General features: G+C 65.0%; 17 protein-coding genes. 8 read left to right on the top strand and 9 right to left on the bottom strand.

Translation table 11 applies throughout. From position 1 onward, the window contains the following. From ABE485_RS05680 to cynS, 5 genes are all read left to right on the top strand, one after another. Positions 1–639 carry a response regulator transcription factor gene (locus tag ABE485_RS05680; protein WP_346514087.1) on the top strand — a complete coding sequence of 213 codons (639 nt, stop codon included), beginning with the start codon at positions 1–3 and terminating at the stop codon, positions 637–639. A gap of 132 nt (positions 640–771) precedes the next feature. After that, positions 772–2,133, top strand: a complete 1,362-nt coding sequence (locus ABE485_RS05675) for a CmpA/NrtA family ABC transporter substrate-binding protein (protein WP_346514085.1) — start codon at positions 772–774, stop codon at positions 2,131–2,133. Then, the gene (ntrB, locus tag ABE485_RS05670) at positions 2,133–2,975 is read left to right on the top strand and encodes a nitrate ABC transporter permease (protein ID WP_346514083.1); all 843 of its coding nucleotides are present in this window, start codon (positions 2,133–2,135) and stop codon (positions 2,973–2,975) included. Before ABE485_RS05675 ends, ntrB begins: the two co-directional genes overlap by 1 nt. A 4-nt stretch (positions 2,976–2,979) precedes the next feature. Then, the gene (locus tag ABE485_RS05665) at positions 2,980–3,774 is read left to right on the top strand and encodes an ABC transporter ATP-binding protein (RefSeq protein WP_346514081.1); all 795 of its coding nucleotides are present in this window, start codon (positions 2,980–2,982) and stop codon (positions 3,772–3,774) included. A gap of 9 nt (positions 3,775–3,783) precedes the next feature. Further along, the gene (gene cynS / locus ABE485_RS05660) at positions 3,784–4,227 is read left to right on the top strand and encodes a cyanase (RefSeq protein ID WP_105241620.1); all 444 of its coding nucleotides are present in this window, start codon (positions 3,784–3,786) and stop codon (positions 4,225–4,227) included. 36 nt (positions 4,228–4,263) lie between these two features. On the opposite strand, the gene pdxK is transcribed toward cynS, so the two are convergent. The 3 genes from pdxK to ABE485_RS05645 all read right to left on the bottom strand — a co-directional run bounded on the left by pdxK (position 4,264) and on the right by ABE485_RS05645 (position 6,247). Further along, positions 4,264–5,127 carry a pyridoxine/pyridoxal/pyridoxamine kinase gene (pdxK, locus tag ABE485_RS05655; RefSeq protein WP_346514079.1) on the bottom strand — a complete coding sequence of 288 codons (864 nt, stop codon included), beginning with the start codon at positions 5,125–5,127 and terminating at the stop codon, positions 4,264–4,266. Positions 5,128–5,288: 161 nt separating this feature from the next. Next, the gene (locus ABE485_RS05650; protein ID WP_056563887.1) at positions 5,289–5,654 is read right to left on the bottom strand and encodes a cupin domain-containing protein; all 366 of its coding nucleotides are present in this window, start codon (positions 5,652–5,654) and stop codon (positions 5,289–5,291) included. Positions 5,655–5,692: 38 nt separating this feature from the next. Further along, a complete protein-coding gene (locus ABE485_RS05645) occupies positions 5,693–6,247 on the bottom strand; it encodes a helix-turn-helix domain-containing protein (protein ID WP_043518243.1) in 555 nt (184 codons plus the stop codon). Between the two features lie 442 nt (positions 6,248–6,689). Between ABE485_RS05645 and ABE485_RS05640 the strand changes: the two genes are divergently transcribed. After that, entirely contained in the window at positions 6,690–8,066 is a 1,377-nt protein-coding gene (locus ABE485_RS05640; RefSeq protein WP_346514356.1) for an amino acid permease, read from the top strand. Between the two features lie 53 nt (positions 8,067–8,119). Here ABE485_RS05640 and ABE485_RS05635 read toward each other — a convergent pair whose 3' ends face one another. The 5 genes from ABE485_RS05635 to ABE485_RS05615 form a co-directional block, all read right to left on the bottom strand. Next, positions 8,120–8,902: an aldolase gene (locus ABE485_RS05635; RefSeq protein ID WP_346514354.1), complete on the bottom strand. Its 783-nt coding sequence runs from the start codon at positions 8,900–8,902 to the stop codon at positions 8,120–8,122. Positions 8,903–8,912: 10 nt separating this feature from the next. After that, on the bottom strand, positions 8,913–9,557 hold the full coding sequence (locus ABE485_RS05630) for a glutathione S-transferase family protein (protein WP_346514076.1): 645 nt from the start codon (positions 9,555–9,557) through the stop codon (positions 8,913–8,915). Between the two features lie 27 nt (positions 9,558–9,584). Further along, a complete protein-coding gene (locus ABE485_RS05625) occupies positions 9,585–10,547 on the bottom strand; it encodes a Bug family tripartite tricarboxylate transporter substrate binding protein (RefSeq protein WP_346514075.1) in 963 nt (320 codons plus the stop codon). 423 nt (positions 10,548–10,970) lie between these two features. After that, the gene (locus tag ABE485_RS05620) at positions 10,971–11,522 is read right to left on the bottom strand and encodes an OmpA/MotB family protein (protein ID WP_346514074.1); all 552 of its coding nucleotides are present in this window, start codon (positions 11,520–11,522) and stop codon (positions 10,971–10,973) included. 76 nt (positions 11,523–11,598) lie between these two features. Next, complete coding sequence (locus ABE485_RS05615; protein ID WP_346514072.1) at positions 11,599–13,260, bottom strand: arylsulfatase; 1,662 nt, start codon at positions 13,258–13,260, stop codon at positions 11,599–11,601. A 423-nt stretch (positions 13,261–13,683) separates the two neighbouring features. On the opposite strand from ABE485_RS05615, the gene ABE485_RS05610 reads away from it, so the two are divergent. Both ABE485_RS05610 and ABE485_RS05605 read left to right on the top strand, forming a co-directional pair. Beyond that, entirely contained in the window at positions 13,684–14,826 is a 1,143-nt protein-coding gene (locus ABE485_RS05610; RefSeq protein ID WP_346514070.1) for a formylglycine-generating enzyme family protein, read from the top strand. A 77-nt stretch (positions 14,827–14,903) separates the two neighbouring features. After that, positions 14,904–15,932: an HAD family hydrolase gene (locus ABE485_RS05605; protein ID WP_346514352.1), complete on the top strand. Its 1,029-nt coding sequence runs from the start codon at positions 14,904–14,906 to the stop codon at positions 15,930–15,932. A gap of 453 nt (positions 15,933–16,385) precedes the next feature. On the opposite strand, the gene ABE485_RS05600 is transcribed toward ABE485_RS05605, so the two are convergent. Next, positions 16,386–16,829 carry a rhodanese-like domain-containing protein gene (locus ABE485_RS05600; protein ID WP_346514069.1) on the bottom strand — a complete coding sequence of 148 codons (444 nt, stop codon included), beginning with the start codon at positions 16,827–16,829 and terminating at the stop codon, positions 16,386–16,388. Positions 16,830–16,849 lie beyond the last annotated feature (20 nt).

Here is a 16,849-nt window from a genome sequence, read left to right as displayed (position 1 = left end):
ATGGCCTTGAACCTGCTCATCGTCGACGACCATCTCATCATCCGCCGCGGCCTGGCCCGCATCCTGGAAGAAGACCCCAGGGTTGCCCTGGTGCACGAAGCCGCCGACGGCCCCTCCGCCCTGCGCGCCCTGCGCCAGGCGCACTACGACGCCATCGTCCTGGACGTCGCCCTGGGCGAACGCGACGGCCTGGACGTCCTCAAAAGCGTGCGCGCCGACTACCCCGCGCTGGGCGTCGTCATGCTGTCCGTCTACCCCGAATCCCAGTTCGCCGTGCGCGCGCTGCGCGCCGGCGCCCATGCCTACCTCAACAAAGGCTGCGAGCCCGAAGAACTGCTGGCCGCCCTGGGCAACGCCGCCGCCGGCAAGATGTACGTCACCCCCACCGTGGCCGAACTGCTCGCCCACACCGTCCGCCAGGACAGCTCCCGTCCGCCCCACGAACTGCTGTCCAACCGCGAATTCCAGGTGCTGCAGCTGCTGGTCGCCGGCCGCTCCGTCTCCGCCATCGGCGAACAGCTCGCGCTGTCGGTCAACACCATCTCCACCTACCGCAGCCGCATCTTCGAAAAGCTCAACGTCCGCACCCTGGTGGAACTGGTCGCCTACGCCAACACGCACCAGTTGGGTGCCATCTGAGCTTGCGCGCACTATCGCGGCGCAAGGCGCGCACCACGTAGTAGGCCCACTACACGCGTATCGTTGAACCGGCGATACCGGCCGCCTGCCCGCGGCCCCATGATGGCTCCATTCCCGCCCGAAGGAGCCAGCATGTCCCTCTTCAGCAATCCGTTCGACGCCAACACCCGCCTTGCCTGCGGCTGCGGCCGCCACGCCTCCCAAGCCGAACATGAGCGCGCCGCGCAAGCCCTGGCGCACGGCCGCGCCGACGACGGCGCCGTCGAACAGGCCGTCATGCGCGCCCTGTTCCCCCAGGACGCGCTGCGCCGCCGCTTCCTGCGCGCCGTCGGCAGCGGAACGGCCATGGCCGCCATCGCGTCGATCTTCCCGCTGGCCGCCGCCAAGGAAGCCTTCGCGCAGTCCACCGGCCCGCTGGAAAAGCAGAAGCTCAAGGTCGGCTTCATCCCCATCACCTGCGCCACCCCCATCATCATGGCGCACCCCATGGGCTTCTACGGCAAGCAGGGGCTGGACGTCGAAGTGGTCAAGACCGCCGGCTGGGCGCTCATCCGCGACAAGGCCATGTCGGGCGAATACGACGCCGCGCACATGCTGTCGCCGATGCCGCTGGCCATCTCGATGGGCGTGGGCGCCAGCCGCGCCGTGCCCTGGACCATGCCCGCCGTCGAAAACATCAACGGCCAGGCCATCACGCTGTCCATGAAGCACAAGGACCGGCGCGATCCCAAGGACTGGAAGGGCTTCAAGTTCGCCGTGCCCTTCGACTACTCCATGCACAACTACCTGTTGCGCTACTACCTGGCCGAGCACGGCCTGGATCCCGACACCGACGTGCAGATCCGCTCCGTCCCGCCGCCCGAAATGGTGGCCAACCTGCGCGCCGACAACATCGACGGCTTCCTGGCGCCCGACCCCGTGAACCAGCGCGCGGTCTATGACGGCGTGGGCTTCATCCACACCCTGTCCAAGGCCATCTGGGACGGCCACCCCTGCTGCGCCTTCTCCGCCAGCAAGGAATTCGTCACCAGCATGCCCAACACCTACCAGGCGCTGCTCAAGGCCATCATCGAAGCCACGGCCTACGCCCGCAACCCCGCGAACCGCAAGGAAATCGCCACCGCCATCGCCGCGCCCAACTACCTGAACCAGCCCGTCACCGTCGTGGAACAGGTGCTGACCGGCACCTATGCCGACGGCCTGGGCAAGGTGCTGACCGATCCGAACCGCATCGACTTCGATCCCATGCCCTGGCAGTCGTTCGCCGTGTGGATCCTGACGCAGATGAAGCGCTGGGGCCAGGTCAAGGGCGACGTCGACTACCAGAAGATCGCCAGCGAAGTGTTCCTGGCGACCGACGCCGTGCGCCTGATGCGCGAGGCCGGCCTGACCCCGCCCGCCGAAACCGGCAAGACGTTCAGCATCATGGGCAAGCCCTTCGATCCCAGCCAGCCCGAGGCCTACCTCGCCGGCTTCAAGATCCGGAGAACTTGATGCGGTCCGTGCAACACTGGCGGGCCACCTTCCTGTCCGTCGCGCTGTTCCTGGTTTTCCTGCTGCTGTGGCACGCCGCCACCCGCCCCGACACGGGCGGGACCGCGGTGGATCCGGCCTACGCGGCGCTGGTCGGCAACGCCGCCGCCAGCGGCTCGAAGACACCCTTCCCCGGCCCCGCCGAGGTTGGCGCGCAGCTGTGGCAGCACATCAAGGATCCCTTCTACGACCGCGGCCCCAACGACAAGGGCATCGGCATCCAGCTCGCCTACTCCGTGGCGCGGGTGCTGACGGGCTTCGGCCTGGCCGCGCTGGTGGCCATTCCGCTGGGCTTCCTGATCGGCATGTCCAAGACGGTGTACCGGGCGTTCGATCCCTTCATCCAGATCCTCAAGCCCATCTCGCCGCTGGCGTGGATGCCGCTGGCGCTCTACACCATCAAGGACGCGGACACCTCCGCCATCTTCGTGATCTTCATCTGCTCGCTGTGGCCCATGCTGGTGAACACCGCCTTCGGCGTGGGCGCCGTGCGGCAGGACTGGCTGAACGTGGCCCGCACGCTGGAAGTGCCGCGCCTGCGCACCGCGCTGCAGGTGATCCTGCCGGCCGCCGCGCCCACCATCATGACCGGCATGCGCATCTCGGTGGGCATCGCCTGGCTGGTCATCGTGGCCGCCGAAATGCTGATCGGCGGCACCGGCATCGGCTACTTCGTCTGGAACGAATGGAACAACCTGTCCATCGCCAACATCATCTGCGCCATTTTCTTCATCGGCCTGATCGGCATGCTGCTGGACAACCTGCTGGCGCGCGCCGCCCGGCTGGTGAGCTATCGGGAGTAACGCCATGAGCCAATCTTTCCTGCAGGTGCAAGGGCTGGGCAAGCGCTACCCGGGACGCGACGGCAAGCCCCAGCCTCCCGTATTCGAGAACATCGACTTCGAGATCGACAAAGGCCAGTTCGTGTGCGTCATCGGCCACTCCGGCTGCGGCAAGACCACCATCCTGAACGTGCTGGCCGGCATCGACGAAAGCAATGAAGGCATCGTTATCATGGACGGCCGCCAGATCGCCGGTCCGTCGCTGGAGCGCGGCGTCGTGTTCCAGGCGCACGCGCTGCTGCCCTGGCTGACCGCGCTGCAGAACGTGGAGTTCGGCGTGCGCTCGCGCTGGCCCGCCTACAGCCGCGACGAGGTGCGCGCGCACAGCCAGCGCTACCTGGACATGGTTGGGCTGGGCAAGGCCGCCGGCAAGAAACCGTGCGAACTGTCGGGCGGCATGAAGCAGCGCGTGGGCATCGCCCGCGCCTTTGCGATCCAGCCCAAGATGCTGCTGCTGGACGAACCCTTCGGCGCGCTGGACGCGCTAACCCGCGGCGCCATCCAGGACGAGCTGCGCGCCATCGTCCAGGAAACCCGCCAGACCGTATTCATGATCACGCACGACGTGGACGAGGCCATCCTGCTGTCGGACCGCATCCTGCTCATGAGCGCGGGCCCCTACGCCCGCATCGCCGAGTCCGTCGCCGTGGACCTGCCGCGCGACCGGACCCGCGCCAGCCTGCACCACGAACCCCGCTATTACGAAATCCGCAACCATCTCGTCGACTTCCTGGTCGACAAGGCATCCCACAAGGAGTGAACCATCATGATGTCCCGCGCAGAAGTCACCGAACTCGTCGTCACCCGCAAGCTTGAGAAAAAGCTGTCCTGGGGCGCCATCGCCGAGGCCGTGGGCCAGAGCAAGGAATGGACCACCGCCGCGCTGCTGGGCCAGATGACCATGACCGAGGAACAGGCCCTGGCCGCCGCCCGCGTGCTGGACCTGCCGGCCGACGCCGTCGTGCAGCTGCAGGTCGTGCCCTACAAGGGCTCGCTGCCCACGACCGTCCCGACGGACCCGCTGATCTACCGCTTCTATGAGCTGATCAACGTCTACGGCACGACTTTCAAGGCACTGATCAATGAAGAGTTCGGCGACGGCATCATGAGCGCCATCGACTTCAAGATGGACCTGTCGCGCGAGGCCGATCCCAAGGGCGACCGGGTGCAGATCGTGATGAGCGGCAAGTTCCTGCCGTACAAGACGTACTGAGGCGCGGGGCGGGCGACCGCCCGCCTCCTTTTTGCCCTAGCCGTCGACGGCCAGCTCTTCCCAGGCCAGTTCCCGGGTGCGCTCCAGCGCCACCGTGACCTGCGCCGCGGCTTCGCGCACGGCCTCGACCAGCGCCTGGCCCGCCAGCAGCCGGGAAGCCACGCCGGCCATGAAGACATCGCCCGTGCCATGCACGGACGGCGGGATCGCGATCTCGGGATGGGTCACCACCGTGGCCTCGTCGCGCGTCACGACCGCCAGCTGCAGCGTGCCCGGTTCCGCCGCCATCGGCGCGGCGCTGGTCACGACGATCCATTGCGGTCCGCGCGCGATGAGTTCGCGCGCAGCGGCCACCACCTCGTCCAGCGACGACAGCGGCCGCCCGGCCAGCAACTCCAGTTCGAAATGGTTGGGGGTCATGCCGTCGGCCAGCGGCACCAGCAGGTCCCGGTACTGCTCGACCAGCCCTTCATTCACGTACAGCCCGTCGTTGCGGTCGCCCATGACCGGGTCGATGTGCACGCGCACGTCGGGACGGGACGCCCGCAGCGCCGACAGCCAGCGGGCCAGGAGGCCCGCCTGCCCGGGCTGGCCTAGATAGCCGCACACGACGGCGCGGGCCACCCGGCTCACGCCCCGCTCGTTCAGGCCCTGCAGCAGCCCCTCGAACCAGTCCAGCGGCACGGCCCCGCCATGCAGGGTGGGATAGTGCGGCGTATTGCTGAGGATGACCGTGGGCACCGCGATCGCCCGCAAGCCCGCCTTGCGGAACACCGGCATGGCGGCGTTGTTGCCGACATAGCCGTAGACGACCTGGGACTGGATGGAGACGATGTCCACCTGCGCGGTGCGGGCGGGCAGCGCTGCGCCCGGGACGGGGGCAGCGGGAATGGCGGTCATACGGGTAGCTCCTGGGTTTGCGCTTGGCGCGGACGCGGCTTGCGGCGGCGTGGCGTCTGCGCGCCGCAGCAATCCGGCGGTCCGGCGGTCCGCCGGATCCGCACATTATTCTAGTCCGCGCCGGCGGCGGCTCGTGCCGGCCCCGGGCGTCGCCCGGCGGATCAAGCCATCCGGGTAATGAAATAGATCTTCTTGACGAACTGGTCCACTTCCCAGCGGCCCGTATAGCCTTCCGGCATGACGAACGCCTCGCCCACCGTCAGTTCATGCACCGTGCCGTCCGGATCCACCAGGCGCGCGGCGCCTTCGACGATGTAGCCGAATTCGATATAGCCGGTGGTGTTGGACTGGAAGGAGCCGGCGGTGCTTTCCCACACGCCGGCCTCGGCCTTGCCCGCATTGCCTTCGAAGGCAGTCACGGTACGGAACGCCGCGTCGCCCGAGAGCGGACGGCGGGGTTTGCCGGGCACCGGGTTCTTCATCGGGCCGGCATCGATGCGGACTAGCCGCGACTGGTCGTTTTTCATTGTTGATCCTGTAGAAATAGGGATGCGGCGGCTTGCGGTCAGTGCGCCGCCACCACCAGCACCTCGGCCATGGCCCGGCTGACGGTGCGCATGCGGTGCGGAAGTTCGGAATCGAAATAGACGGAATCGCCGGTTTCCAGGCGGAACTGGCGCTCGCCCACGTGGACCTCGATGGCGCCTTTGAGCACCAGCAGGAATTCCTCGCCCGGGTGCGGAAACACCGCCGTGGCGTCGGGAAATTCGCGCGGCGGGTGCACCACGAAGGGCTCCATGGCCTTGACCTTGCGCCGTCCGGCCAGCGATTCGTAGTGATATTCGCTGCCCAGGCCGCGGCGCTGCAGAGCTTCGCGGTCGGCCACGCGGACCACGCTGACCACTTCGTCCTGCGCGGCGTCGTCCGCGCCCACCAACTGCGACACGCCCACGCCGTAGGCTTCGGCCAGGCGCAGCACCGTGGAAATCGAGGGCTCGCTCAGGCCCCGCTCCAGCTTGGAGAGGTAGCTCTTGGTCAATCCGGTGCGCTGCGCCAGCTGTTCCAGGGACAAGGTTTGCTGGCGGCGCAGGGTGCGTAGGCGATGCGGCAGGTCGATCATGGGCGGGAAAGGCGCAAATACAACCGGTAAGAATGCCCGAATCCGCCGCCGCCGTCGAGCGCCCCTCCCCGGCGCGACGCTGCCCGGCACCTTGCGGGTGCCGGTCGAGTAAGGAATGGACGCTATCGATGATGAATGGCGGTGGCGCGTCTGCATCGGGCCAGCGCGATGCCAACCCGCGCCGGCGCGACTTCAAATCAGACCCATTCACCAGTCTCACAGTGCGTTTTTCGACGACCATTAGCAGGTCCGGGATCGACCCCGAAACCGCTGAATCGGTGCCCACGGCGACGCGTTGGGAAGCATCGATCCCGGACGCGGCGCAAAGCGCCGCAATCGCGATGAAGTCCCACAGCCGCACGACCCGGCAGAACGGAGAAGACAGTTGGCGAACACCCCGCACACCAACCTGAAGGGCGGCTTGAAATCCCGCCATCTGACCATGATGTCCATCGCCGGGGTCATCGGCGCCGCGCTCTTCGTCGGGTCGGGAAAACAGATTTCGCTGGCCGGGCCGGCCGTGATCCTGGCCTACATCGGCGGCGGCCTGCTCGTCATCCTGGTGATGCGCATGCTGGGCGAGATGGCCGTCGCCCAGCCCGACACGGGCTCGTTCTCGACCTATGCCGATCGCGCCATCGGCCGCTGGGCAGGCTTTACCATCGGCTGGCTGTACTGGTACTTCTGGACGCTGCTCATGGGCTGGGAAGCCTACGTGGCCGGGCAGATCCTGCACAGTTGGTTCCCGTTCGCGCCTGATTGGGGCTATGCCCTGATCGTCACGCTGTCGCTGATCGCCGTCAATCTCATGAACGTGCGCAACTACGGCGAATTCGAGTTCTGGTTCGCCCTGGTCAAGGTCTGCGCCATCGTCGTTTTCCTGGTCGTCGGCAGCCTGGCGATCATGCATCTCTGGCCGTGGGGCCACGTCAAGGGCATGTCGCAACTGACCGCCCAGGGCTTCATGCCCAATGGCGTCAAGTCCGTGGTCGTCGCCCTGCTGGGCGTGATGTTCGCGTTCATCGGCGCGGAAATCGTGACGGTCGCGGCGGCCGAATCCGCCAATCCCGCCCACGAGATCATCAAGACCATCAAGTCGGTCGTCTGGCGCATCTGCCTGTTCTACATCGGTTCGATCTTCATCGTGGTCTGCCTGGTTCCCTATAACGACCCGATGCTGACACAGCCCACGCACGGCAGCTACAACGCCGCCCTGAGCGTGCTGGGCATTCCTTACGCCCAGGTCATCGTCAACTTCGTGGTGCTGACGTCGGTCTGCAGCTGCTTCAATTCCGCCCTCTATACCGCGTCCAGAATGCTGTACTCGCTATCGCGGCGCGGCGATGCGCATCGCATCATGCAGACGACCGGCCGGCGCACCGGCGCTCCCTACGTAGGCGTGCTGGTTTCCAGCGTGTTCGCATTTGCAGCGATCTGGATGACCGCCACCTCGACCATGGATCTCTATGACGTGCTCATGCAAGCCACCGGCACCATCGCCCTCTTCGTCTACCTGGCCATCGCCTGCTCGCAATTGCGCATGCGCTACCGCCTGCAGGCCGAGGGCGTGGAAATCAAGTTCAAGATGTGGCTTTTCCCGTGGCTGACCTATGCCGTGATCGTGTGCATCATCGCGGCCCTGGCCACCATGATCGTCGAAGGCACTTACCGTACTGAAGTGGCCTACACATCGGCGCTTGCGGCGGTGATCGTGGCCATGGGCATCGCGGCCCAGCGCTTCGGCATCGGAAAACGCAGCGTCCACGGCGACAAGGTCGCAGCTGCGGCGGGCGCCAGTCTGCAAGAATCGCAGATCTAAGCGCCAAGCCGCAGCGCGAACGGCCGCGTGGCAGTACGAAACGCCGCGTCGCCCTAGCCGAGCACGTCGGGATGCATGCGCAACGCGCGGCGCGCGTAGTACGAAAAGCCCACCTGCGATCGTTTGGGCGTCAGGATCCAGTCGTGCGCCTCGCGGCCCAGCGCGGGTGGAATCGGCTGAATCTTACCCGCCGACATCGCCAGCAGTTGCATGCGTGCGGCGCGCTCGAACTGCAGCGCCAGCACGCAGGCCTCTTCCACCGACCCCGCCGCGATCAGCATGCCGTGGTGCGACAACAGGATGGCGCGCTTGTCGCCCAGCGCCTTGGAGATGATCTCGCCTTCCTCGTTGCCCACCGGCACGCCCGGCCAGTCCTTCAGGAAGGCCACGTCGTCATAAAGCGGGCAATTGTCCATGTGCGAGACCTCCAGCGGGACCTCCAGCATCGACAACGACGCCACATGCAGCGGGTGCGTGTGGATGATGCAGTTCACGTCCGGACGGGCGCGGTAGATCCACGAGTGGAAGCGGTTCGCCGGATTGGGCATGCCGCCGCCCTCCTGCACGCGCAGGTCTTCGTCCACCAGCAACAGGTTGCCGGCCGTGATCTCATCGAAGCCCAGGCCCAGGCGCTGCGTGAAATAGCGGTCCGGTTCCGGCGCACGCGCGGTGATCTGGCCCGCCAGCCCGGAATCGTGCCCGCCGTCGAACAGGATCCGGCAGGTCAGCGCCAGGCGTTCGCGCAGGCTCCATTCCGGGGTGTCGAACTGGCGCTGCATCTCGGCCTGCGCCCGCGCGATCAGTTCGTCTTTTCCCAAGTGCATCGTATCGGCCATCATGTCTCCGTCATGCCGTTTCCATCAAGGGCGTAAATCCCGGCAAGGCGCGGATGCGCGCCAGCCAGGCAGTGATATGGGCAAAGCCGGACAGATCGTAGCCGCCCTGCTCCGCCATGCTCGTGTAAGGGAACAGCGCGATGTCCGCAATGGTCGGCGCGGCTCCCACCAGGTAATTGCGTCCGGCCAGATGCGCATTCATCAGCGCCGCCGCCTTCATGCCGACGGCACGCCACGCGACCATCTCCGGATCGTTCATGCCCGCGGTCTGGCGCAGATGGATCAGGAGGCGCGGCTGTGCGTACGCATGCATGTGCTGCGTCTGCTCAAAGCTCAGCCAGCTCGATACCTGGGCCTGCGCCAGCCGGTCTTCGGGCAGCCAGGGCGTGCCCATGCCCAGGTACCAGAGGATGGCCTGCGATTCCGCCAGCCACTGCCCTTCCGGCGTCAGCAGCGCCGGCACCTGCCGCCACGGATTGATGCGCGCGAACGCATCGGTTTCCAGGTCGCCCTGGACGATGTCGAACGTGCGCCGCCTGACCGGCAGGCCCATCAGCCCGCAGGCCAGCCGGATCTTCCACGCGTTGCCCGACCGCAAGGTGTCGGCCAGTTCCAGCGGCTTGCCCGCAAGCGGGTGTGGCGCCTGATTGTTCATGCAAGGCTCCTCTTCAGTATGCAAACTCTAGTCCATCCGGATATTGGCGCGCTTCACGATCTCGGCCCACTTGGCCTTTTCGCCGCCGATGAAACGCTGGTATTCGTCGGGCGTGCCCGCATATAGCTGCGTACCCTGCGCCGCGAGCCGCTCCTTCAGGTCGGGCGAGGCCAGCGTCTTCTGCAGGGCCGAATTCAACGCCGCGACCACGTCGGGCGGCGTGCCCGCCGGCGCGAAGAACGCGTTCCAGGAGCTGATCTGCAAGGCGGCGTCGCCCGCCTCGGCACTGGCCGGCACCGCGGGCGCGGACGGCAGCCGCTTGTCCGACGCCACAGCCAGCGCCCGCAACTTGCCGGACGCCACGTGCGGCATGATGACCGGACTGGCGTCCATCACCACGTCGACCTGTTCGCCGATGGCCGCATTGACCGCCTCGCTGCCGCTCTTGAACGGCACGTGCACGATGTCCACGCCCGCCGTCAGCTTCAGCAGCTCCAGCCCCAGGTGCGGCGAACTGGCGTTGCCCGCCGACCCGAAATTCAGTTTCGCGGGGTTGGCCTTGGCGTACTTCACGAACTCGCCGAATGACGCGGCGGGCACACCGGCCCGCACGGCCAGCAGATACGGCGATCCGGACACCATGCCCACCGGCGCGAACTTGTCCGCGTCATAGCTGAGCTTGCCGTAGATCAGCGGGTTCACCACCTGTGTGCCCACCGTCCCCATGAAGATCGTATAGCCGTCGGCGGGCGCGGTGGCCGCCACCTGCGCCGCGATCACCCCGCCCGCGCCCGGCCGGTTCTCGATCACGATGCCCTGACCCAGTACGTCTCCCATGCCCTTGCCCACCTGCCGCGCCACGATATCCGTGATGCCGCCGGCGCCAAACGGCACCACCAGCCGGATCGGCCGCTCCGGAAACGCCGCCTGCGCGCCGCCCGCCATTCCCGCCGCCATCGCCAGCGCGGCCACCATGCCCAAGACCTTCATGCCATTCCCCTTGTGTGCGCCGTCGCGGCGCTATGACACAAAGTGTCCTATAGAGCATTGATTTTCCGCAAGAGGAATTTGATTAGGGAAATCCTTGAGCAGCAGGAATAAGGTTCGCCTTTTTCGTTGACGTTCGCCTTTTGGCATTCACGGGCACCACCGGACTTTGTGCACGCATCACACCCTCTTCTCTCTTTCAAATGGAGGGCCTGCAGGTCGAGCAAAGGCGAAATGCGTCGTAGGCGTGCTTAACTCGCACGGCAGCCTTTTCCCCGCAACAACATGTCGCGAGCCGTGCCGTCTGCGGGATACAACATGTTGCGCGATTCGTTGGCAATCCCAAGAGGAACGTTTAACCGCTTGAACCTGGCTGAAACCATGCGGTTAGACGTTCCGGCTTTTTCGAAGAGTTTTCCCCCTGCGTCACGGCCGGCCAGCCGCAACGATGACGATTTCCACGCGTCGATTCTTGGCCCTTCCTTCAGGTGTCGCATTGCTGGACACGGGCCGCGCTTCGCCAAAACCCTGCGCCGAGATCGAGTTGGACGGAACGCCCTTGGAAATCAAAAAGCGAGCCACGTTGTCGGCACGGGCCGACGATAGCTCGAGGTTTGAGGGAAATCGCGACCTCAGTTCCGGACCGATGGGTTCGTTATCGGTGAACCCTTGGACGACCACCTGTTGGCCGGACAGGTTCGAAAGCGTGGGCGCTATCTTGGCCAGCGTCTGCTCGCCCTTTGAACTGAGGCGCCACCCGCCTTCCGGGAACAGAATCTCGTTCACCATCGTGACTTTCAGCTCATTCTGCATACGCGAAATCTGCACCTGATCGGCACTCAACTCCGTCGAGAGCTTCTGGTTCAGGGCCTCGTACTCGGCCGCCAGCTGCGCTTCTTTGTCGTAGGTGTTCTTTGTTACGCAACCCGAGACCACCAGCATCGCGCACAGCATCAAAGTCAAATTGGGTAGCTTCATGTCGATTCTCCGTCAGGTTGTAATCCGGCAGAGAGGCCAGGCCTCTCTGCCCGCGCAGTGCCCAGGAATGCCGATATCAGTTGCCGGACGGCAATGAAAGCTTGAAGCCGTCCTTGGCCAGGCTTTCCCGGATGTACTGGAAGCGCTCGTATTGAGACAACGTCAGCGGTCCGTCATAGCCTTCGCTCTGCATCTTGCGGGGCGGGTAATCGATGTAGGTCTTCATCAGCGGGGCGACGGCATCGTTGATCATGACCATCGTCCAGGTCCGCTCCGTGACATTGCTCATGAAGATGTCGTAGCGCTCCTGCGGATCGGCCCACAGGTCGAATACCTGCGGCACGGTCGCGACATAGGACTCCGGTCCCTTCCAGCCCAGGTTCGTGTCGACCGCCAGCCCGCCGGTCACCGCGCCATCGTCACCGCGCAGATTGAACACAGCCTTGTAGTTCGCGACGCGCACGGCTCCGGGCGACAATTCGTTCTCGGTGAAATAGAACCAGGATTTGCGATCGCACTTCCCGGTGCCGAAGAGAACCGGCGACATGTCGTAGCTGTCGAAGATGATGGGCTTGTTCTCGCGATCATTCACGGGCAGCTTCACCCCCGCCAGCGCCGCAAATGTCGCCATCAGGTCCAGGCCGCCAACCAGACTGTGGTCTTTGGAGCCGGCCGCGATCTTGCCCGGCATCCACGCGATGGCCGGCACCCTGTTGCCGCCTTCGCGCACGGTGCCCTTGGTGCCGCGCAGAGGCGTGTAGCCCGCGTCGGGGTAGACGTCCTGCCAGGCGCCATTGTCCGTTGTGTAGAACACCAGCGTGTTCTTGTCCAGGCCGAGCTCACGAATCTTGTCCATGATGCGTCCGATGCGTGCGTCCAGTTCCACGACCGAATCCGCATACTTGCTCTTGGACATGGACTTGTGGATGTAGTCCGGATCCGGCATGTTGGGCTGGTGCACCTTCATGAAATTGATGCTCATGAAGAACGGCTGCTCGGACTTCGCGTTGCGGTCCAGGTAGTCGAGCGAGGCCTTTTCGACGTAACGATCGAAGAACGGAATGCCGACGACGCCTTCACGGCCGTTCACGACCGGCGTATCGACATATTGGCCGTTGATCTTGAACTCCTCGCGCGGCTTTTCCCCCGCATTGCCTGACAACGCGCCCTTCGTGACCCGCTGGAACATTTCCCGCACGTCGGCGGGCATGTCCGGGAACCACGTCGGATCTGCGTAGGTGTAGGCATTCAAGTGATACAGACCGGCGTACTTCATTTCGTCGTAGCCTTGGGCATTGGGCAGGGCATAGTCCGCTTCGCCCAGGTGCCATTTTCCCGTGAAGAACGTCTTGTAGCCGGCCGTCTTCAGCACCGAGCCGAGCGTCCATTCCGCAGCGGGCAAGCCGCCGCCCTGGCCTTGGAAAGCCACGGTGGTCATGCCGCTGCGGTTGGGAATGCGGCCGGTCTGCATTGCGGCGCGGCCAGGGGTGCAGCTCGGCTGCGCGTAGAACGAAAAGAAGGTCATGCCTTCGCTCGACAGGCGGTCGATGTTGGGCGTGGGCATGCCGCGCCCGATGCCTCCGCCATATGGGCCGAGGTCACCCAGGCCGGTGTCGTCGGACACGAGCAGGATGATGTTGGGTTTGCGCTGGTCCTGCGCCGCAGCCGGTGCGCAGATTGCCGCGCCAGCCAGGAAAAGAACCGCGGCACCGCATGTGAGAGTTCGTTTGGTCGCCATCTTCAACTCCGCTGTGTGAGAGTTAAATCAACCGCACGAACCTGCAAACCGTGCGGTTCACATTGGCCTGCGTACTGGGGGAAAATCAAGCCCGAAAGGACGTCGCGCCCGAGGACTTGATCGGAAGTAATGTTCATCGTCCCTCCGATCATGTCAATGGAAATTTCCAACGCTTAAGAACTTCTTCGCGCGGCTGGTTCGCGAAGACCAGAGCATCCGCACTGCGCGGCCGATCAAGATGTGCAGAATGGCCAACCTCGTTGATGGTTGCGGGGAGCACGGGCACGCACACCCCGTGCAGTTGCACTAGCGCAATTGCGCTTTGCCCGGCTGCCGCATCCGTGTTTATATTTTCCGACCCCTCGCGGTGCGGCACTTTGCGAGGTGCTCCCTTGCAGTTCCAATGCCGCGACGGAGATATCCGTGAAAATGCAGACCAAGATGGGACTGGCGGTGGCGGCGATGCTGGCTGTGTCGGGTGCCGTCGGCGCCTACGTCGCGATATCGACGGCGCCCGAACGCGCGCCCACCATCAAGCTCGGGGACGGCAAGGAAGGGCCACTGGGAATGGCCTGGATACCCGGCAACGAATTTCTCATGGGCAACGACCACCAGATGTCGCAGCCCAACGAGCGGCCGGCGCACAAGGTGCGCGTCAGCGGATTCTGGATGGACGTGCACGACGTTACGAACGCGCAATTCCGACGCTTTGTCGAGGCGACCGGCTACGTCACGACGGCCGAGCGGAAACCGCGCTGGGAAGACTTGCGCGCACAGCTTCCGCCCGGCACGCCGCGTCCCGACGACAGCGCGCTGCAGGCGGGAGCCATGGTGTTCGTCGGCACGCAAACCGAGGTCTCGCTGCGCGACTATTCGCGCTGGTGGCGCTTCGTGCCCGGCGCCGACTGGCGGCATCCGGCGGGGTCGGGAAGCAATATCGACGGCAAGGACGATCATCCCGTCGTCCAGGTGTCGTACGAAGACGCCCAGGCGTACGCCAAATGGGCCGGCAAACGGCTGCCGACCGAGGCTGAGTGGGAGTTCGCCGCACGCGGCGGGCTGGAGCAGGCCACCTATAGCTGGGGCAACGAATTGCTGCCGCAGGGCAAACCCATGGCGAACATCTGGGACACCCGGCAGCCGCAGCCGTTTCCGGTTGTCAAGGACGAAAAGGTGCAGGTCGGCACCACGCCGGTGGGCAGTTTTACCCCAAACGGATATGGTTTGTACGACATGGCCGGAAACGTCTGGCAGTGGACGGCCGACTGGTACCGCGCGGACGCCTTCAAGATTCAGGCGCAGTATCGCCAGACGCCGCGGGATCCCGCGGGCCCGGCCAACAGCTTTGACCCCGACGACGGCGGCACGCCCGTGTCGGCGCCCAAGCGCGTGACGCGGGGCGGGTCCTTTCTGTGCAGCGATACCTACTGCATCAGCTACCGCGCCAGCGCGCGGCGCGGCACGGATCCGCTCAACCCCATGTCGCATATCGGTTTTCGGACGGTCATGACGCCGCAGCAATGGAAGGCGGCGAACGCTATGCAGGGCATCGTTGCCAGCCGCTGAAGGCCCGCTGCGTCATGGCGCTGGATAGGCCGGCTGTCCAGTGGAACCCGCGCGCCTGGGCGCACAAGGAGAGCGTCATGCAGCCTTCAGTTGAAAGCCAAGCAGTGCGGCGCTGGTTCGCGTGGGCCTGGCTGTGCGTCGTGTTCCTGCTGGCTGGATGTGCCGGGCCCGACCACCAGAAGCATCCTGAGCTTGCGTCCTGGGCCGACGGACCTTCCCGCACCGCCATCGTCGCGTTCGTGAAAACCGTTACTGACCCCGCCAGCCCGGACTTTGTGCCGGCCGAGGATCGCATTGCCGTTTTCGACAACGACGGCACGCTGTGGAGCGAGAAGCCGATCTACTTCCAGGTGATGTTTTCCATGGACCAAGTGCACGCGCTGGCGCCGTCGCATCCCGACTGGTACACCCGCCAGCCCTTCATGGCGGTGCTGCAGGGTGATCAAGCCGCCGTCGCAAAGTCCGGCGAACGCGGCCTCATGGAGATCGTGTTCGCGACCAACACCGGCATGCCGGTGGACCAGTACACGCAGCGCGTTGACCGCTGGCTGGAAACCGCACGCCATCCGCGCACCAAGCTGCCCTACAACCGCATGACGTATCTGCCGATGCGGGAATTGCTGGATTACCTGCGCGCCAACGGCTTCAGGACCTACATCGTGTCGGGCGGCGAAACGGAGTTCATGCGCGCGTGGACGCAAAAGGCCTATGGCATTCCGCCGGAGCAGGTCATTGGCACCGCGTTCGGCAGCCAGTTCGAAGTCAACGGCGGCACATATCAGCTCATGCGCCTTCCCAAGCTGGACTTCAACGATGATGGCCCCGGCAAACCGGTAGCCATCCAGCGTCACATCGGCAAGCGCCCGATCATGGCATTCGGGAATTCCGATGGCGACCTGCAAATGCTGCAGTGGACCACGGCCGGCCCCGGCAAGCGCTTCGGCGGCATCGTTCACCACACCGACGCCAGACGCGAATGGGCATACGACAGGGATTCAAGCGTAGGCCGTCTGGACAAGGCCCTGGACGAGGCGCGCGCCAAGGGATGGACGGTGGTGGACATGGAGAAGGAGTGGAAGCGGATCTATGCGCAGGAATGGCCCTGATGATGACGGCGCAAGCAGGAGCGGATTTGCGGTGCCCGCCGCAAGCGCCCGGCCGGGGTTCATTTATGGCCAGCCGATCGTGATGAACTATGGACCTTGGCAAGAGCCGAAGCCTACCGGCTCAATGCCCCGAAGCCGGGCTAACAGGCGTCTGGCTCACGCATGCTCTGCGCAACACCGCGCGGTGGCCCTCGGAAGCGCTGGCGATTGGCGATGACGTGTGTCCGCCAGTCCCGCATCCATGCGATTATCCCGCGTTGGCATCCGTGCAGCGTCCAGGCGCGCCGCTCGGCCTGGTCACCCTGATCAGGGATTAGCCAGCGCTACTGCGGTCTGCGCTGCTGCGAGGGATCGCCCTGAGGCTGCTTTCGCTCCCAAAACCGTCCAACGCCCTTTGCTGCCCACGCAGAGTTCCGGATCAATGCAGACGTTCTTCGCCACGAGGGCAGGTATTCAAGGGATTTTGAATTCGAATCCTTCATTGGCATGCCCGCTATCGCTTGTCGCAAGGGGCAAACTTTCGTCGAGCCACCCCGTGATCCCGCCGCTCATTACCTTCACCGGCCGCCCTAATTGAGCCAGCCGTAAGGCGCCGCGTGTAGCACCGTTGCAGTGCGGACCTGCGCAGTACGTGACGAAAAGCGCATCCATCGGATAGTTCGCCAGTTTCGATTCGACGATCTTTCCGTGCGGCAGATTTATGGCGCCAGGCACATGGCCCTGCGCGAACAGCGCGGGACTGCGTACGTCCAGCAGCACAAAACCGGGATTGCCACGGGCGAGCGCGCCGGCGACATCCGAACAATCGGTCTCGAATTGCAGCGCCGCGCGAAAGTGGGAAAGCGCAACTGCGCTATCGGCGGCGGGGATGGCGGTGACGGCGTTGGCAGTCGACATGATGGAACTCCGGGTAAATG

This window comes from Achromobacter spanius (assembly GCF_039673305.1).
Classification (GTDB): Bacteria; Pseudomonadota; Gammaproteobacteria; order Burkholderiales; family Burkholderiaceae_B; genus Achromobacter; species Achromobacter spanius_F.
The sequence above is the reverse complement of the archived record's forward strand: the minus strand, read 5'-3'. Positions and strand labels throughout refer to the sequence as shown.

Excerpts from the sequence above, each read along its gene's own strand:
- ABE485_RS05680 (WP_346514087.1), top strand. The coding sequence starts at position 1 with ATGGCCTTGAACCTGCTCATCGTCGACGACCATCTCATCATCCGCCGC.
- ABE485_RS05675 (WP_346514085.1), top strand. The coding sequence starts at position 772 with ATGTCCCTCTTCAGCAATCCGTTCGACGCCAACACCCGCCTTGCCTGC.
- ntrB (WP_346514083.1), top strand. The coding sequence starts at position 2,133 with ATGCGGTCCGTGCAACACTGGCGGGCCACCTTCCTGTCCGTCGCGCTG.
- ABE485_RS05665 (WP_346514081.1), top strand. The coding sequence starts at position 2,980 with ATGAGCCAATCTTTCCTGCAGGTGCAAGGGCTGGGCAAGCGCTACCCG.
- cynS (WP_105241620.1), top strand. The coding sequence starts at position 3,784 with ATGTCCCGCGCAGAAGTCACCGAACTCGTCGTCACCCGCAAGCTTGAG.
- pdxK (WP_346514079.1), bottom strand. The coding sequence starts at position 5,127 with ATGACCGCCATTCCCGCTGCCCCCGTCCCGGGCGCAGCGCTGCCCGCC.
- ABE485_RS05650 (WP_056563887.1), bottom strand. The coding sequence starts at position 5,654 with ATGAAAAACGACCAGTCGCGGCTAGTCCGCATCGATGCCGGCCCGATG.
- ABE485_RS05645 (WP_043518243.1), bottom strand. The coding sequence starts at position 6,247 with ATGATCGACCTGCCGCATCGCCTACGCACCCTGCGCCGCCAGCAAACC.
- ABE485_RS05640 (WP_346514356.1), top strand. The coding sequence starts at position 6,690 with ATGATGTCCATCGCCGGGGTCATCGGCGCCGCGCTCTTCGTCGGGTCG.
- ABE485_RS05635 (WP_346514354.1), bottom strand. The coding sequence starts at position 8,902 with ATGGCCGATACGATGCACTTGGGAAAAGACGAACTGATCGCGCGGGCG.
- ABE485_RS05630 (WP_346514076.1), bottom strand. The coding sequence starts at position 9,557 with ATGAACAATCAGGCGCCACACCCGCTTGCGGGCAAGCCGCTGGAACTG.
- ABE485_RS05625 (WP_346514075.1), bottom strand. The coding sequence starts at position 10,547 with ATGAAGGTCTTGGGCATGGTGGCCGCGCTGGCGATGGCGGCGGGAATG.
- ABE485_RS05620 (WP_346514074.1), bottom strand. The coding sequence starts at position 11,522 with ATGAAGCTACCCAATTTGACTTTGATGCTGTGCGCGATGCTGGTGGTC.
- ABE485_RS05615 (WP_346514072.1), bottom strand. The coding sequence starts at position 13,260 with ATGGCGACCAAACGAACTCTCACATGCGGTGCCGCGGTTCTTTTCCTG.
- ABE485_RS05605 (WP_346514352.1), top strand. The coding sequence starts at position 14,904 with ATGCAGCCTTCAGTTGAAAGCCAAGCAGTGCGGCGCTGGTTCGCGTGG.
- ABE485_RS05600 (WP_346514069.1), bottom strand. The coding sequence starts at position 16,829 with ATGTCGACTGCCAACGCCGTCACCGCCATCCCCGCCGCCGATAGCGCA.